This window comes from Prauserella sediminis, from assembly GCF_014195435.1.
GTDB lineage: Bacteria > Actinomycetota > Actinomycetes > Mycobacteriales > Pseudonocardiaceae > Prauserella > Prauserella salsuginis.
The window spans coordinates 780,766-796,543 of record NZ_JACIBS010000001.1 but is presented as its reverse complement, the minus strand read 5'-3'; the positions used below and the strand labels follow the sequence as shown (position 1 = coordinate 796,543).

General features: G+C 70.5%; 14 protein-coding genes and 1 other RNA gene. 12 read left to right on the top strand and 3 right to left on the bottom strand.

Going from position 1 to position 15,778, the window contains the following annotated elements; all coding sequences use genetic code 11:
- Nucleotides 1–46: 46 nt before the first annotated feature.
- Genes FB384_RS03515 through FB384_RS03505 form a run of 3 tightly spaced genes read right to left on the bottom strand, consistent with a single transcriptional unit; the run spans nucleotide 47 to nucleotide 2,844 of the window.
- Entirely contained in the window at nucleotides 47–955 is a 909-nt protein-coding gene (locus FB384_RS03515) for a fructosamine kinase family protein (RefSeq protein WP_183779106.1), read from the bottom strand.
- Nucleotides 934–1,419 (bottom strand): low molecular weight protein-tyrosine-phosphatase, encoded by a 486-nt coding sequence (locus tag FB384_RS03510; RefSeq protein ID WP_183784894.1) that lies wholly within the window; start codon nucleotides 1,417–1,419, stop codon nucleotides 934–936. Before FB384_RS03510 ends, FB384_RS03515 begins: the two co-directional genes overlap by 22 nt.
- Nucleotides 1,420–1,470: 51 nt before the next feature.
- Nucleotides 1,471–2,844, bottom strand: coding sequence for an HNH endonuclease signature motif containing protein (locus FB384_RS03505; RefSeq protein ID WP_183779104.1), 1,374 nt, complete (start codon nucleotides 2,842–2,844; stop codon nucleotides 1,471–1,473).
- Nucleotides 2,845–3,202: 358 nt separating this feature from the next.
- On the opposite strand from FB384_RS03505, the gene FB384_RS03500 reads away from it, so the two are divergent.
- The 12 genes from FB384_RS03500 to FB384_RS03445 all read left to right on the top strand — a co-directional run bounded on the left by FB384_RS03500 (nucleotide 3,203) and on the right by FB384_RS03445 (nucleotide 15,778).
- A complete protein-coding gene (locus FB384_RS03500) occupies nucleotides 3,203–4,048 on the top strand; it encodes a Nif3-like dinuclear metal center hexameric protein (RefSeq protein ID WP_183779102.1) in 846 nt (281 codons plus the stop codon).
- Nucleotides 4,045–4,782: a zinc ribbon domain-containing protein gene (locus FB384_RS03495; RefSeq protein WP_183784892.1), complete on the top strand. Its 738-nt coding sequence runs from the start codon at nucleotides 4,045–4,047 to the stop codon at nucleotides 4,780–4,782. The genes FB384_RS03500 and FB384_RS03495 overlap by 4 nt, the downstream gene beginning before the upstream one ends.
- A complete protein-coding gene (locus FB384_RS03490; RefSeq protein WP_183779100.1) occupies nucleotides 4,779–6,032 on the top strand; it encodes a bifunctional RNase H/acid phosphatase in 1,254 nt (417 codons plus the stop codon). The genes FB384_RS03495 and FB384_RS03490 overlap by 4 nt, the downstream gene beginning before the upstream one ends.
- Nucleotides 6,033–6,070: 38 nt before the next feature.
- Nucleotides 6,071–6,494: RNase P RNA component class A (gene rnpB, locus FB384_RS03485), an RNA gene on the top strand.
- Nucleotides 6,495–6,545: 51 nt separating this feature from the next.
- Complete coding sequence (locus FB384_RS03480; RefSeq protein ID WP_183779098.1) at nucleotides 6,546–7,247, top strand: class I SAM-dependent methyltransferase; 702 nt, start codon at nucleotides 6,546–6,548, stop codon at nucleotides 7,245–7,247.
- A gap of 100 nt (nucleotides 7,248–7,347) precedes the next feature.
- Nucleotides 7,348–7,653: a putative quinol monooxygenase gene (locus tag FB384_RS03475; protein WP_183779096.1), complete on the top strand. Its 306-nt coding sequence runs from the start codon at nucleotides 7,348–7,350 to the stop codon at nucleotides 7,651–7,653.
- A 605-nt stretch (nucleotides 7,654–8,258) separates the two neighbouring features.
- Nucleotides 8,259–8,525, top strand: coding sequence for a hypothetical protein (locus tag FB384_RS03470; RefSeq protein ID WP_183779094.1), 267 nt, complete (start codon nucleotides 8,259–8,261; stop codon nucleotides 8,523–8,525).
- A gap of 15 nt (nucleotides 8,526–8,540) precedes the next feature.
- A complete protein-coding gene (locus FB384_RS03465; RefSeq protein ID WP_183779092.1) occupies nucleotides 8,541–9,056 on the top strand; it encodes a hypothetical protein in 516 nt (171 codons plus the stop codon).
- 3 nt (nucleotides 9,057–9,059) lie between these two features.
- Complete coding sequence (locus FB384_RS03460) at nucleotides 9,060–12,077, top strand: ATP-binding protein (protein WP_183779090.1); 3,018 nt, start codon at nucleotides 9,060–9,062, stop codon at nucleotides 12,075–12,077.
- On the top strand, nucleotides 12,074–14,152 hold the full coding sequence (locus tag FB384_RS03455; RefSeq protein ID WP_183779088.1) for a magnesium transporter: 2,079 nt from the start codon (nucleotides 12,074–12,076) through the stop codon (nucleotides 14,150–14,152). The genes FB384_RS03460 and FB384_RS03455 overlap by 4 nt, the downstream gene beginning before the upstream one ends.
- A gap of 12 nt (nucleotides 14,153–14,164) precedes the next feature.
- The gene (locus tag FB384_RS03450; protein ID WP_183779086.1) at nucleotides 14,165–14,773 is read left to right on the top strand and encodes a hypothetical protein; all 609 of its coding nucleotides are present in this window, start codon (nucleotides 14,165–14,167) and stop codon (nucleotides 14,771–14,773) included.
- 3 nt (nucleotides 14,774–14,776) lie between these two features.
- Nucleotides 14,777–15,778 (top strand): C40 family peptidase, encoded by a 1,002-nt coding sequence (locus FB384_RS03445; RefSeq protein ID WP_183779084.1) that lies wholly within the window; start codon nucleotides 14,777–14,779, stop codon nucleotides 15,776–15,778.

Below are 15,778 nucleotides of genomic sequence, written 5' to 3'. Positions count from 1 at the left end.
ACGCCGGGCGCCTCATCGAGTGGTCGTGTCTTGCGCGGTGTGCGTCTCAGCGAGTGGCGCGGAGGGCCTGCTGTGCGGCGGTCAGTGCCTGGCGAGCGTAGCCGCCGCCGAACAGCACCGTATGGACGAGGAGAGGGAACAGTTGGTGCAGGCCGACGCGGTCCTCGTGGCCGGTGGCGAGGGGATTGCCCGCGTCCGTGGCGGTTTCGGCGTAGGCACCGAGGATGCGGTCGAGGTGCGGCGCTCCGAACAGTCGCAGCATCGCGAGGTCGGTTTCGCGGTGGCCACCGTGGGCGGCTGGGTCGATGAGCCAGCCGCGGCCGTCGGTGCCCCAGTGCAGGTTGCCGGTCCACAGGTCGCCGTGGAGGCGTGCGGGTGGTTCGGTGCCCGGTTGCAGTTCGGGGAGGCGGGTGCAGACTGCGTCGAACACGGCAGCCTCGTCCGCACCGAAGATGCCTTGGTCGACGGCGGTGCGGACGTACGGTTCGATTCGGTCTCGGGCGTAGAAGGTGGCCCATGTGCCGTCGTCGTGCGTGGTGTCGTTGGCCATCGGGGCGAGGCCGATCCAGGCGTCGACCGGTCCGTCGGGTGGTGGGGAGCCGAAGGCGGGTGCGCCGCGGAGGTGCAGGGCAGCGAGGCCGCGCCCGAAGGATTCGGCTGCGGCAGGCGAGGGGGAGCCGCCGGCGGGTTCGATGTAGTCGAGCACCAGCCAGTCGTCGTCCCAGCCGTGCGCATGCGGTACGGGCACGTCGCCGGGTTCGGCCAGCCAGCGCAGGCCTGCGCCTTCGGCGGCGGTGGCGTTCGGGCCTGCTGCGGGCTTGGCCACCACGGTGGTTGTGCGGTCGTTGAGGCGTGCGACGACCGCACCGCCGCTGAGCGGGCGGATGTCGGTGGGCTGGGCGTCGGTGTGGCGGACGATCGCGTCGTAGGCGGTCACAGTCGGGTGCGTGCCCATGAGATCAGCTCCGGCATGGCGCGTTCGATCATGTCGAGGACGTCGGTGAAGCCGTCGTCGCCGCCGTAGTACGGGTCGGGCACTTCGGCGTCGGCGGGCGCGGACGGGTCGAAGTTGCGGAGTAGAGCGACCCGGCTGGGGTCACCTGCGAAGTCGGTGACGTCGCGCAGGTGGCTCTTCGTGGCGACGACGAACAGGTCCGCGTCGTCGTGGTGGCTGCCGAGTTGCGCGGCGACGTGGTCGTCGGGGTAGCCGGCGGCGCGCAGGGTGGCGCGGGCGCGGGCATCCGCGGGCTCGCCTACGTGCCAGGGCCCGACGCCGGCGCTCGTGACCGTGACGTTGTCGGTGAGACCTGCGTCGTCGAGTTGCTTGCGGAACACGAGCGCTGCCATCGGGGAGCGGCAGATGTTGCCCGTGCAGACGAAGCAGATGTGGAGGTTGCCGTCGGGGCGCTGCTGGTCCATCACGGTCTCAGTCTGCCGAATCGGCCGGCGCGTTCGTCGGTCCGGTCGTCGTCACGGGCTTGCGTCGCGCGCCGGGTTCGTTCGCCGGGCGGGGCCGTCCTGCGGAGTGGCGTCACCCCGTGGACGGCGCCTGCGCCGATGGCGTGTCTTGCCGCGTGGTCGGCCACCGGTGTGGGGTTCGGGCCGTCGCCGCGGTTCCTGGGTGCCGGGACTGTCGCCGGTGCTGCCGGCGCTCGTGCGCCGGGTGCCGAGGTCCTTTTCGTGTGGTGGCGGCGCGGTGATCCGCCGGTCGGTGGGTGTCGTGATGTGGACCGTGCCGTCGGCTTCGAGCCGGAAGGTCCAGCCGGGGCTGTGTTTGACCTGGTGGTGGTGTCGGCAGAGTCCGATGAGGTTGGCCGCGCAGGTGGGTCCGTCGCAACCGTGGGGGATGACGTGGTCGAGGTCGACGTGGTCGGAGGGTCGGTGGCATCCGGGGAAGCGGCAGGTGCGGTCGCGGACTTTGACGTAGTCGGCGAGCGCTTTCGGTGGCCGGTATCGGGTGCGTCCGACGTCGAGTGGGACGCCGGTGTGCGGGTCGGTGATGATCCGCCGCCAGGTCGAGGCCGGGTCGTGCGCGATCGCTCGTGCCACAGGGGCGGGCAGCGGGCCGTGTCCGGCGAGCTCGGCCGGTCTTTCCGTCAGACCGACGAGTGTTGTGAGGTCGATGTGGACGAACACATCCGCCTTCGGGGGCGGGGACGTCACGGCTGGTGGTGACGGTGCCTGGGTGGGCAGGGCGGCGGCGACGGCAGTCTCGTCGCGGCCGAGCAGCAGGTCGCTGTAGACGTCGGCGCGGAGCTGGTCGAGGCTCCGGCGGTCGCCGCCGCGACGCAGGGTCCGGGCCGTGGTGTCGACGCGGGCGTATGCGGCTTGAGCTGTCTCGGCGGGCAGTTCGGCGGCCAGGGTGGCCGTGCTGCCGTCGTTGTGGCTGAGTCGAACGTGCCGTTGGGCGCGTTCCTGCTGAGCTCGCTCGGCCTGGCCGTCGGGATCGACGTCGAGCACGGTCTTCTTGACGAGCCGCTGTATCGACCCGGCGGTGGCGCCGTCGAGTCGTCCGGCCATCAGCTGGTCGACCCGGATCGCCAGGGTGTCCGGCAAGGTCGCGGTCGGGCCGGCGACCTTCGACGCCTTGACCAGGTCGACCTCGCCATGGGTGAGCGCGTCCAGCGTGTGCGGTAATCGTTTCACCAGTTGTTCGGCGAGATCGAGTCGCTGTCGGGCGAATCTTCCGGTCCAGCCGAGTGCGACGCCGACCTCTGCGGCGGATTCCTCCGTGTGTCCGCGTACGGCGACGAATCGCGCGGCCGCGTTCACGAAGCGTGCGTGTAGTCGTGCGACGGCCCGTTCGATGCGGACCATCTCGTCCAGTTCTGTTCCCCCATCCATCACCCCGCCGACGCTACCTACGCCTACGCGGCATTGCGAACACCTGTTCGGGTATTCGGCGGCTTCGGACCGTGGCCGCCGTGCCGCGGTGGATGGCGCGCGAGTGTCACCACTCGTGCGCTTCCGCAAAAGTCCGACGGTGTATCGGCCGTGTCGACCTCGGAGAACGCGTCGTGCCTTGTCGAGACTATCGGTCTCGTCTGACTGGGCCGGTCAGGTGTCATCCGGACAGGTACCTCCGGCAGGCACAGCCGCCCCGGACCCGTCCAGCTCCGCCCGACATCAAATGGCCCGACGAGCCGTGGCGTTCCTTCGGCGGCGTGCCTGCGCGGAAACAGCCGCATGGGAGGATCGCGCCATGCCCGCCACCAGTCCGAACTCCCCCGCGCCGGCCGTCGCCGACGTCGTCGCCGCACTGGACACGGCGTATCCCCGCGAGCTCGCCGAGTCGTGGGACGCGGTCGGCCTCGTGTGCGGCGATCCGGCCGACCGGGTCGACCGCGTGCTGGTCTGTGTCGACCCGGTCGCCGCCACCGTCGACGAGGCCCTGGAACTCGGTGCACAGCTGATCGTCGCCCACCATCCGCTTCTGCTCCGTGGGGTGCACGGCGTTCCAGCGGACACGTCGAAGGGCTCGCTCGTCCACCGCATGATCCGCGAGGGTGTGGCGCTGTTCTGCGCGCACACCAACGCTGATTCCGCCAGCCCCGGTGTCTCCGACGCGCTCGCCGCGGTCATCGGACTCGACGTCCAGCGTCCACTCGTCCCGCACGTCGACGGCGCCGACACCGGGCTCGGCCGCATCGCCGTGCTGCCGGAACCGGAACCGTTCGCCGCGTTCGTCGATCGCGTTGGCGCGGCACTGCCGGCCACCGCCCCCGGCGTGTACGGCGCGGGGGACGCCGACCGCCTGATCCGCACCGTGGCGGTATCCGGCGGCGCGGGCGACGGTTTTCTCGACACGGCGACGGCCGCGGGCGTCGACGCGTACGTCACGGCGGACCTGCGGCACCACCCTGCTGGAGAGCATCTCGAGCAGCCCGGCGCGGTCCCCGCGTTGGTCGGTCTGACGCACTGGGCGAGCGAATGGCCGTGGTGCGGGCAAGCGGCCGACGTGATCGGGCAGGCGGGTAACGTCGAGGTTCACGTCTCCACACGGTGCACCGATCCGTGGAACGTCCGAGCGAACGGGAGTACGAAGTGAAGGCAGACCCGTCCCTGCAACGCGAGTTGCTGGACCTCGCCGAAGTGGACGCGGAGCTCGCACGTGTCGCCCACCGGCGCCGGAACCTGCCGGAGCTGGCCGAGATCGAGGGTATCGAGAAGACCCTGCGGGACAAGCGTGATGCGCTCGTCAACGCGCAGACATCGGCATCCGATCTGGAACGTGAGGTGACGCGGCAGGAACGCGAGGTCGAGTCCGTGCGCGTCCGCGCGGACCGAGACCGCAAGCTCATGGAGTCCGGTTCGGCCGGGGCGAAGCAGCTCACCGAACTGGAGCACGAGCTGGAGACGCTCTCGCGCAGGCAGCAGGTCCTCGAGGACGATCAGCTCGAGCTGATGGAACGCCGTGAGGCGGCCGACATCGAGGTACAGCGCGCGGCGGCCGAGGTCGACAAGGCGGAGCAGGACCTCGAGGACGCCGTGACGCGCCGCGACGAGGTGCTCGCCGATCTCAACGCAACTCAGGCGCGGCGCGACGCCGATCGTGCCGCGCTCGTGCCGAAGTTCCCGGAAGCTCTGCTCAAGACGTACAACCGCGTGCGTGAACAGCGGGGTATCGGTGCCGGGCTGCTGCGCTCGCGCCAGTGCGGCGCGTGCAAGCTGGAACTCGACCGCAGTCAGCTGTCGGACATCAAGAACGCGGCCGAAGACGACGTCATCACGTGCGAGAACTGTGGCGCGATCCTGGTCCGTACCGGGGAGTCGGGCCTGTGAGCAGACGTGTCGTCGTCGAGGCGGACGGTGGTTCGCGCGGCAATCCAGGGCCCGCCGGGTACGGCGCGGTGGTGAAGGACGCCGACACCGGCGAGGTGCTGGCAGAGCGTGCGGTCGGCATCGGGACGGCCACGAACAACGTCGCCGAGTACAGCGGTCTCGTCGCGGGGCTCGAAGCCGCGGCCGCCACCGGCGCGTCCACTGTGGACGTCAAGATGGATTCGAAACTGGTCGTCGAGCAGATGTGCGGTCGGTGGAAGATCAAGAACGCCGCGCTGCAGCCGCTCGCGCTCGAGGCGCGTGACCTCGCGGGCCGGTTCCAGCGGGTGACCTACGAGTGGATTCCCCGCGCGAAGAACTCTCACGCCGACCGGCTGGCCAACGAGGCCATGGACACTCAGGCCGCCATCGGCAGCACTGAGCCCGTCGGAGAGCAGGAGCCTGCAGCGGAGGCCGAACAGACCGCGCTGCCGCTGGCCGCGGCATCCGCCACGACCACACCCGCCCCGACAACACCCGCCACGACAACACCCGCCACGACGGTGTCCGCCGACGCGCCGACTGTCGAGGCACAGACAGTCGAGTCCGCAGGTCGCGCACCGACCGGGTGGACGGGCGCGACGGGAACACCGACGCGGCTGCTGCTCGTCCGGCACGGCCAGACGGAGATGTCGGTCGACCGGCGCTACTCCGGGCTCGGCGATGTCGCGCTGACCGAGACGGGCCGGTGGCAGGCGCAGGCCGTGGCGAAACGACTGGCCGGAATGGACAGTGTTCGTGACGTCGACCCTGTCGTCGTCTCGTCACCCCTCACGCGTGCTGCGGCGACCGCACAGGCCGTGGCCGAGGCCCTCGGCGCGCGGGTCGAGACGCAGCAGTCGTTGCGGGAAACGGACTTCGGCGCATGGGAAGGGCTGACGTTCGCCGAGGCCTCGCAGCGCGACCCGGACGTGCACGGCCGGTGGATGAGCGACACGTCGGTGCCGCCGCCGGACGGCGAGAGCTTCGACGCGGTGTACGTGCGCGTTCAGCAGGCATACGAGCAGCTGCTCCGGAAGTACCAGGGCCGGACGGTCGTCGTCGTCAGCCACGTCACGCCGATCAAACTGCTGCTGCGACTGGCGCTCGACGCCGGTGCGTCGCTGTTGTTCCGCCTGCATCTCGACCCGGCGTCGCTGTCGATCGCCGACTTCTACCCGGACGGCAACGCCAGTGTGCGGCTCGTCAACGACGTGTCCCACCTTCGGTGACACCTGCCCGAGGGTACGGAGTAACCTGAGTTCGAGGACGAGTTGGCAGGGCGGCCGCGACGCCGCGCCCGAGTGGCGTGGTTTCGAGGAAAGTCCGGACTCCACAGGGCAGGGTGGTTGCTAACGGCAACCCGGGGTGACCCGCGGGAAAGTGCCACAGAAAGCAGACCGCCCGGCGGTGCTGCGCCGGTGCCCGTGGCGCCGGCGCAGTGGCCGGGTAAGGGTGAAACGGTGGTGTAAGAGACCACCAGCGTCCCGGGTGACCGGGACGGCTCGGTAAACCCCACCCGGAGCAAGGTCAAGAGGGAGCCCCAGGGTTCCTGCGCAGGCGTTCGAGGGCGGCCCGTCCGAGGCCTGCGGGTAGACCGCTGGAGCCTGTCGGCAACGGCAGGCCGAGATGGATGGTCGCCGCCCACGGCTGGGCCGTGGGAACAGAATCCGGCTTACATGCCAACTCGTCCTCCCAGCACTGGCGGCGCGGATCGGCGGGTTCGATGGCAGCGGAGGTGGCCCGTGTCGGCAGCTGACGTACGTGACGCCTACGGCAGGCGGGCGGTCGAGTACGCCGACTTCGCGTGCGCTCCCGAACTCATGGCCGAACCGGACCGGAACCTCGTCGCCCGCTGGGCCGCAGGCGTCGACGGCCTGATCATCGACGCCGGATGTGGCCCCGGGCAGTGGACCGACTTCCTTCGCCGCAGCATCGGCGGACCCGACAGCGCCGGACCCGACAGCGCCGGACCCGACAGCGGTGGCCCCGATATCGACCGCACCGGCAGCGATGATCGCCGCGTCGAGGGTGTGGACCTCGTTCCGGAGTTCGTCGACATCGCTCGCACGCGGTTCCCCGCCAACCCGTTCCGCGTCGCTCGGCTGGACGCACTCGGCGTCGCCGACGCGTCGGTGGACGGCATTCTGTCGTGGTATTCGATCATCCACACCGAGCCCGCTGTGGTACCTGGCGTGCTCGCAGAGTTCGCGCGTTGTCTGCGCGGCGGCGGCAGCTTGCTGCTCGGGATGGCTCGCCAGGTCGACGGCTCGCGGGTCGAGGCGTTCCCGCATGCCGTGACGACGGCCTACTTCTGGCCGGTCGACGTGATGTCGCGGCTGCTCACCGGCGCGGGTTTCCACGTCGAGGAGGTCGAGACCCGCGACGACCCCGGTCACCGTCCCCACGCGGCCCTCGTCGCTCGCCGGGTGCTCGACGTGTCGTGACCGGTCGTCACCCGGGCGTACCGGCCGACGTCGCCGTTCGCCCGCCGACGTCGGCCTGTCGCCCAGCACTGCGGGCAGCCGCCGGAGGTAGGTTGGCCGCATGACCTTCGCCAACGTGGGCACGCTCGGTGCGGTGCCGGGGCGACGCGACGAGCTCGCCGCCCACCTTTCCCGGCGCAGCGACGTGCTGGCCGAGGCGGGCTGCCTGCTGTACGAGGTCGGTGTCGGCGAGGATCCCGACACGGTGTACGTCATGGAGTTGTGGACCAGCGCCGAGGCGCACCAGGCGTCGTTGCAGCTGCCCGCCGTCCGGGAGTCGATCGAGCAGGCGCGCCCGATGCTCTCCGGCGTGTTCGGCGGCTTCCGCTTCGACGTCGTCGGCTCCCCGCTCCGCGACACTCCGTAGGCCGCCCGCGGCATCTCCGCAACGCGCTACGGCCCGGTTCCGGCGGTCGCGGTCGCACCGCCATCCGGTTGAAGCACCGCCCTGTGGTCGAAACCGACCCGAACGGGTGACCAAACCACTTACGGTGGTTCTCCGCGCGGACTGAGTGGCGCGACGGGGTCGGTTTTCACCGGATCGGTCAGATCGTCCGGTTCGGACGTCTACACAGGGCCTTTACACGGTGGAGCGCTGTGATGCGGCCGAATGGGTCATGATTCACTAGTCGCGCCGGCGCATCCCGTGACACGGCCGGGTACGGCGGAACTCAGCGTGAGGTCGATCTTGGCGTGTGAGTGAGGCCATCCGCACACTAGGAAAACCGGGTGGCCACCGTTAACCCTGGAGCTTCGGGCAGCGATGATGGAGGTCGGACGAGGTGGGTGTGCACACGCGCGACGCCCACGGAGGCGGGACCCTCCCTTCGGGGTCGCGCTGCGGGTGTACGGGTCTTTGACCGCCACACCTCGTCACGCCATGATGTTGTTCGAACACGGGAAGTGCTGGACCACCCGCGCGGTACGGACCATCCGTACCGGCACCACACTCCAGGCACTCGGGAGTAGGCGATGACCACGATGACGCTTGCGGCTCTGGCGCAGCAAGGCGAGCTCGGCACCGGAGGAGTCCGTACCTGGCTCCTCGACAACATTGTCCCGCTCGTGCTGCTCGCCGTCGCGCTGCTGCTGCTCTGGCTGGGTGGCGGCAAAGGCGACAACGCCGGCGTGATGCGCAGGCTCGGGGGCGTCGTGATCGCCCTCGCGCTCATCGGTCTCGCCGTCAGCGGGCTCGGTGTCGACGTCGGCGAGTGGCTCGCCGGCCTGTTCACAGGCTGACCGGGGCTCGCGGACGTGCGCATACGTACCGACGACGAGATCTACCGGGTCGACGCCGTCTGGCTCGGCCCGCCGAAGGCGACGTTCCCGTGGCGCGCGCGGTACGTCGCCTGGGGCGTCGGCATCCCGATGTTCCTGGTGATACTGGGCATCGAACGCCAGGTCGGCATCGGTTTCGGGTTCTTCAGCACCGCATGGGCGTTCGTCCTCGCCATCGCGATCACTCGGATGATCACCGCGAAGATCACGCACGAGCGGCCGCTCTCGGCGGTGTTCGCGATGTGGTTGCGCGAGTTGCATAGCCCGAGGGAGAAGACCCGTGCCGACGGCGGTGCCGTCAGCGCGAGCAAGATCAAGGTCAGGGCGGAGCGACCCCTGCCGAAACACAAGCGCGGCACTCGCGGGGCACGTCCCCGCGGGGGCGCGTATCCGGTCCGGCCCGGCGGGCCGGCGTCCGGACGCCCGTCGGCAGACAGCACAGCACGAGCGCACCGGCGCACCGGCCGCATGCCGGCGTCGGTCGGGAGGTAGGCCTTGTTCGGTCGCGACCGAAGCGGCACCAGCAGGAACGCCGCGAAACCGGCACCGTCGACGAAGACCGACGGCCGGGGCCGCAGACTGCCCGGTGAACAGGCGATCCCGACCTACACGCCGTCGATCGCCGCCCGCTCGATCGACGGACATCTGCTGCGCACGGGCAACGAGGTGTACGCCTGGTACCGGCTCGCGCCCCAACGCTGGTCGTTCCGGTCCGACTCCCAGCGACAGGACCTGATCGCGGCGATCGCGGGCCAGTACGCCGAGCTGCAGGGCCGGTGGATGCACCTGCGCGTCACCACCCGCCCGTACCCGATCCGCATGTGGGCCGAGGCGCACGTGCACAACGCCCACGACCGGCCCGCGGACGTGCCGGGTGCGCCGTCCTTCGACGACTACCTCGTCGGGGAGCAGCAGCAGCTGATGGGCCGGTCGATGGCGGAGAAGGAGGTCTACCTGGGGGTGCAGGTCCAGACCCGCCGCGTCATGGACCGCGCGGTCGAACGTGCCGCGCCGCTGCTGCGCAAGATCCTCCCCGAGGCCGTCGACGCCGAGCTGTCCGCCCTCGACTCCGAGGTCGAGCACCTCGACGGGGTGATCGGCTCGTCCGGCCTCGAAGGCAGGCCGGTCAGCGCCGACGAGATGTCCTGGCTGATGCACCGCTCGTGTTCGCTGGGGCTGCCCGCGCCGCGCACGATGCCCGCCGTGCCGACGTCGACCTGGGAGCCCGAGGACCTCGCCAGCTTCACCGACGCCGCCGACTTCCACGCCGATCCGTACGCGCCCACCGTCACGGTGCGCGGCCGTACCGGATCGAACGCCGGGGTGAAGCGTCACGTCGCCGTGCTGACGGTCGGCCAGATGCACGGCCTGCAGATCCCCGAGGTCGACGATCCGTGGGTGCAGCACGCCGACCGCCTGCCCGCGCCCGTGGAGTGGTCCGCGCGCATCTACGTGCGCAGGCCCGAAGAGGTGGCGGGCGAGCTGCAGCGGCAGATGAACAAGGTGCGCTCGCAGGTCAAGCACTACACCGACGAGCACGAACTCGAACCGCCGCAGTCGTTGGCCCGGCAGGCCTCGCGGGTGCTCGAGGTCGACGACGAGATGACGTCCGGCTTCACCGCCCTCGCCACGCGCGTGCGTTCGTGGTGGCGCATGTCGGTCTCGGGCAGCAGCGAACGCGAGGCCCTCAAGCTCGCGCAGCAGCTGCTGGACCTGTACAAGCCGAAGATCGCCATCGAACACCCCGAGGCGCAGTACGCCCTGGCCAGGGAGTTCATCCCCGGTGAGGCGCTCGCCTCCGGGGCGTACCTGCGCCGCGGTTCGGTGGTCTGGGCCGCCGCGTCGGTGCCCACGGCTACGGCCGAGGTCGGCGACCGCCGCGGCATCCTGCTCGGCGAGACCTGCACCGCCACCCGCCGCCCCGTCGCGTGGGACCCGTGGATGGCGCAGGAGATCCGCGACGGCTCCGGGCTGACGTCGATCGTCGCCGGTCTCGGTGGCGGCAAGTCGTTCCTCGGCGGTGGCATCGTCTACAAGACGCTCCGCGCCGGCGCGCACTGGACCATTCTCGACCCGTCCGGTCCGCTGTCGCGGTTGTGCGAGCTGCCCGAGCTGCGTCCGTATGCGCGGCCGATCAACCTGCTCAACGCCCAGCCCGGCATCCTCAACCCGTATCGCGTCGTCGCCGAACCGCAGCTCGAGCACTTCATGGATGAAGAGGACCCGGAACGCGCGTGGCGCAGGGAACGCGCCCTCGCCGGGGCGACGCGCAGGCGGCTCGTGCTGGACGTGCTCACCGGTGTGCTGCCTTACGACGTCGCACGCATGCCGCAGACCCGCATCGTGCTGCTGCGTGCGGTCCGCATGGTCGGCGGACGGCACGACGCCGATCCCGGCCAGGTCATCGACGCGCTGCGGCGTGACGCCAGCGAGCACTACGACCACGCCGTCGTCGTCGCCGACTTCCTCGACGAGCTGCGCGAACGCATGTCGCTGCTCATCCCGGAAGCCGACGCCGATCCGTACACCGACCAGCGGGACGACCGGCTGACCGTGCTCACCATGGCGGGGCTGACCCTGCCGAAGGAGGGTGTCGGCCGCGAGCACTGGACCGACGCCGAAGCGCTGGGCGTCGAGATGATGAACCTCGCCGCGTGGCTGACGGCGCGCTCGGTGTACGACAAGCCCAAGTCGGCGCGCAAGGGCGTGTGGATCGACGAGGCGTTCTTCCTGTCGGAGGTGCCGACGGGCCGGGTGCTGATGAACCGGTTCGCGCGTGACTCGCGTAAGTGGAACGTCCGAGTGCTGTTGTCCTCGCAGATCCCCGCGGACTTCCTGAAGATCCAGGGTTTCGTCGCGCTGCTGGACTCGGTGTTCGTCGGCAGGCTCGACGACGACGAGGCGCAGGCCGACGCGCTGCGCCTGCTCAAGGTGCCCGTGGGCGCGGGTTACGAGCAGGTCGTGTCCGCGCTCGGCCGCCGTCCCGGCGGGCAGCGCGAGGCCGAACGCGACCGTGAGCCGCGGCAGTTCATCTTCGGTGACGGTGCGGGCGGTGTGGAACGCATCCGTGTCGACTTCACCGGACCACACCTGCAGCAGCTGCGTGATGTCCTCGACACCACGCCGGGTGGGACTCCCGAACGGCCGGCGCAGCCGCCAGGTGCCGATACGCAGGCCGTCGAGAGCCGACCCGCCGACGGCGGTGAGGCGGACCGGACGGCGGAGCGGGCGACGTCACGCTCGGCGCCGACGGAGCCGGTGCCGGCGTCGCCCGGCCGTGAGCCGGAGGAGGATCTCGAACTCGAGGCCGAGTTGGAGGTCGGGCTCACCGAGGACCAACTGCTGTCCGACACCGCGTTCGACGAGGGCGGCTTCGACGACAGCCGTTTCGACGAGGGCGGCTTCGACAAGGACGGCGTGGACGAGGGCGGCGACACCGGCGCCGACGGCGGGCAGGAGCCCGCCCGCGCCGGCGGCCGGGGCAAGAACGGCACCGGCAGGGACGCCGCATGATCACGATGACGGTGCTCGCCGCACTGGTGTGCGCGTGGGTGTGGCTGCGTGCGCGTCGCCGGCAACCGGGCCGCCCGCAGGTCGCCCGGCGCGGACCGGCGATGCTGGCCACGGTCGCGGTGCTGGTGTGCCAGGCGTTGCTCGCCTCGCCCGCGCAGGCGCAGACCGGTGGCTCCGGTTGTGAGGCGCCGAACCCGGAACGGCCCGGTTCCGGCATGGTCGGCGCGATCGACACCCCGGAGGGCAACGGCGAGGCCGGCAGCGCCTACGCCGACTACAGCTACGCCGGCATGGTCTGGCACGTCCACGACTGCGACAGCGGCGTGATGGGCGGCATGACCGACCCGAGCACGACCGTGGACACGTGGCTCGGAAACCAGCTGTTCAACGTCGCCAAGAACATCGTGGGGGCGACCAACGCGCTGCATTACGAGGTGCTCGACGGCGGTGTGCTCCAGCCGCTCACCGAGGCCGTCTCGCGGGGCGCGGAAGCGGTCTACAACAACGTCTACGCCCAGCTGTTCGGGCTCGCGGCGCTGCTGCTGGCGATCTTCCTGTTCCGCAACATCTGGCGCGGCGACCTCGCGACGGTGAGTAAGCGGGCGCTGTTCGCCATCGGCGGTCTGTGGCTGGCGGCCTCCTCGCTGGCCCTGCTGCAGTACCACGACGAGATCGACCACGCGATCGTCCAGACCACCACCAACATCCAGGCCGGTTTCGTCGACGAGGAACAGGACCGCGTCGTGCGGCACATCCTGCCGACCGAACTGCACGAGGAGGTCGTCTACGACAACTGGCTGCGCGGCACGTTCGGCAACGACCAGCAGGACGAGGAGGCCAAGGAGTACGGCCCCGACCTGCTCGACGCGCAGGCGTTCACGTGGGACCAGATGAGGGCGGGCGATGACGGCGACGAGAACGTCATCAACGAGAAAAAGGCCGAGTTCGAACGCATCGCAGGCGAGCTGCAGGCCTCGAGTGGCTACTTCAGTGGTGAGGACGGCTCGCGCGCGGGCACGGGCTTCCTGGCGATGTTGCAGAGTCTCGCGTATTCGCTGTTCCAGCTCGTCGCCAAGCTGGCCGTGCTGTTGGCGCAGATCCTCGTGCGGCTGTTCACGCTCACCGCGCCGCTGATCGGCCTGCTCGCGATCCTGCAGCACGACGTGCTGCGCAAGGTCGGCCGGGTCATCGGCGGCGTGGCGTTCAACCTGCTCGTGCTGTCGGTGCTCGCCGGTATCCACGCGCTGCTGCTGCAGGCGATCTTCGCCGCGTCCGGAATGGACATGATCGTGCAGCTGGCGATCGCGGGCCTGGTGACGATCATGATGTTCGTCGTCGGCCGGCCGGCGCGGCGGCTGTGGCAGATGGTCGAGACATCGGTCAGCCTCGTGGGCTCCGCCGTGCCGAGCCAGGGTGGCGGGCTGTTCTCCCGCTTCCGTAAGAAGTCGTCCGAGCCGACCCCGCAGGACGAGTTCTGGCAGACCGTCAAGAACGACGACGAGGCCGAGGGTGGCGCGGCCACCCGCGGTGCCGGAGCCGCCGGTGCGGGCGGCCGGTTCCGTCCCGAGGCGACGATCGCCAGTGCCCAGCGGCTCGACGGGCCGCAGACCGGTGCCCATCCGGCATCGCACTGGCCGGGTACGCGCCAGCAGGTCGGCGGGGCGAGCCCGGCGCTGCCCGCGGGCGGCGGCGCGGCACCGCCGGTGTTCAACACGGCCCCGCCGAGCCGTGGGTCGGGCGACCAGCAGCCGATGGTGGTGCCGAGCAGACGGGTCGACACGGCGCCGGTGACCGATCGCGGGATCGACCGCGCCGACGATCCGGATCCGTTCGTCGTGCCGTCGCGGATGAACCAGCCTGCGGGAGCGTTCGACACCGGGCGGACCGGTGGTCAGGGCGGTGCGCAGGCCGTGCCGACGCCCGCGCCTGCCGCACCGGCACCGGCCGCGCCGGAACCGCGGCGCGCCGACAGTGAACTGGTCGCGGGCAAACCCGTGTACGTGCTGTACCGGCCGTCGCGCGGGCTCGAAGTGCGCCCGGACGACGTTCGCGACACCGACCGTGCGGTGCGGTAGGGGCGAGCGGACATGCCGATTCGCACCAACCGCGGCCGCGCGGCGATCTACCGGCGCCTGTGGAGCTGGCCGATGCGGTCGCCGTCACATCTGGTCGGCACGATCATCCTGTTCGTGGCGCTGATCGTCGCGGCCGGCATCGTCGTGCCCCGCCTGGTTTCCGACGGACAGGCTTCCGGGGCGACCCCGCCCACGTCCGAATCCGGCAGTGCGCAGCCGGGCGAGCCCGGCGCGTCGAACGGTTCCGGCGGTTCCGGGCTGCCGCCGGTCACCCGCTTGACCGAGCCGCGTGAGACTCCCAGTGAGGCACCGGCGGCCCCGCAGGCGCTGCGCGTCGCCGAACAGTGGGCCACAGCGTGGGTCGACCACGACGACGACACGACCGCCGACGCGTGGCTCGACGGTCTGCGCCCGTACACCACCGCCGAGTTCCTGCCCGTGATGCGCAGCGTCGACCCGGCGAACATCCCGGCGACGAAGGTCGAGGGCAAGGCCGAGGCAGGCGAGTCCTATCCCCGTTCGGTCGAAGCGAGGATCGCCACCGACGGCCCGGACCTGTCCATCACCGTGATCAAGACCGAAGAGGGCTGGCGCGTCTCCGACTACAACCGGGTGGGCTAAGCCGTGCGCGGGGGATTGCTGTTCGGGTGTGTGATGGCGGCGGCACTCACGGTGGTGCTGGCGGTCGGGCTGATCACGGTCATCGACGGGTCCCGGCAGCAGGCCATGAGCGGCGACGTGACGGAACTGTCGTGTGATGCCGCCATCGGGCCGACCAGGCCGGGCCAGGCCGGCAACGGTGCGGCCGACGCCGAGTCCCTCGACGGTGAGCAGCGCGAGATCACATCGCTGATCATCAAGATCGGCAAGGAACGTGGCATGTCGCCCCGGGCGTGGCAGATCGCCATTCAGGCGGGCATGACCGAGTCGCGGCTGAAGAACCTGAACTACGGCGACCGCGACTCGCTGGGCATCTTCCAGATGCGCCCGTCGATGGGCTGGGGCACGCCCGAGCAGGTCACCAACCCGCCGTACCAGGTCAACAAGTTCTACGACGTCCTCGAAGACGTGCCCGGCTGGCAGCACATGCGCCCGGGCGAGGCGGCGCAGGCCGTCGAGCGGTCGGCGTTCCCCGACCGATACCACGAGTGGGAACCGATGGCGGTCCACCTCGTGCAGAACGTCGGGGAGATCCGCAACGCGAGCGGCTGCGGCGAAGCCCGCGGGGACGTCGTGCTGGCGTCGAACTCGTCGGTCCAGCAGGCGATCGACTTCGCGATGGGCGAGCGTGGCAAACCGTACGTCTGGGGTGCCACCGGGCCCGATTCGTACGATTGCTCCGGGCTCATGTTGCGTGCCTACGAGGCCGCAGGTATCACCATTCCACGGGTGTCGCGCGACCAGTACAAGGCGGGCTCGATGCTACCGGTGGAGCAGGCACAACCCGGTGACCTGCTGTTCTGGGCGTACGATACGGCCGACCCGAGCACCATTCACCACGTGGCGATGTACCTCGGGAACGGCAAGATGGTCGAGGCGCAGCAGAGCGGCGTCCCGGTGCACGTACGTGACGTGTCGTGGGACGAGGGTGAGCTCGTCCCGCAGGCCGTCCGGCCTGGTGTGTGA

Excerpts from the sequence above, each read along its gene's own strand:
- FB384_RS03515 (WP_183779106.1), bottom strand. The coding sequence starts at position 955 with ATGGGCACGCACCCGACTGTGACCGCCTACGACGCGATCGTCCGCCAC.
- FB384_RS03510 (WP_183784894.1), bottom strand. The coding sequence starts at position 1,419 with ATGGACCAGCAGCGCCCCGACGGCAACCTCCACATCTGCTTCGTCTGC.
- FB384_RS03505 (WP_183779104.1), bottom strand. The coding sequence starts at position 2,844 with ATGGATGGGGGAACAGAACTGGACGAGATGGTCCGCATCGAACGGGCC.
- FB384_RS03500 (WP_183779102.1), top strand. The coding sequence starts at position 3,203 with ATGCCCGCCACCAGTCCGAACTCCCCCGCGCCGGCCGTCGCCGACGTC.
- FB384_RS03475 (WP_183779096.1), top strand. The coding sequence starts at position 7,348 with ATGACCTTCGCCAACGTGGGCACGCTCGGTGCGGTGCCGGGGCGACGC.
- FB384_RS03470 (WP_183779094.1), top strand. The coding sequence starts at position 8,259 with ATGACCACGATGACGCTTGCGGCTCTGGCGCAGCAAGGCGAGCTCGGC.
- FB384_RS03455 (WP_183779088.1), top strand. The coding sequence starts at position 12,074 with ATGATCACGATGACGGTGCTCGCCGCACTGGTGTGCGCGTGGGTGTGG.
- FB384_RS03450 (WP_183779086.1), top strand. The coding sequence starts at position 14,165 with ATGCCGATTCGCACCAACCGCGGCCGCGCGGCGATCTACCGGCGCCTG.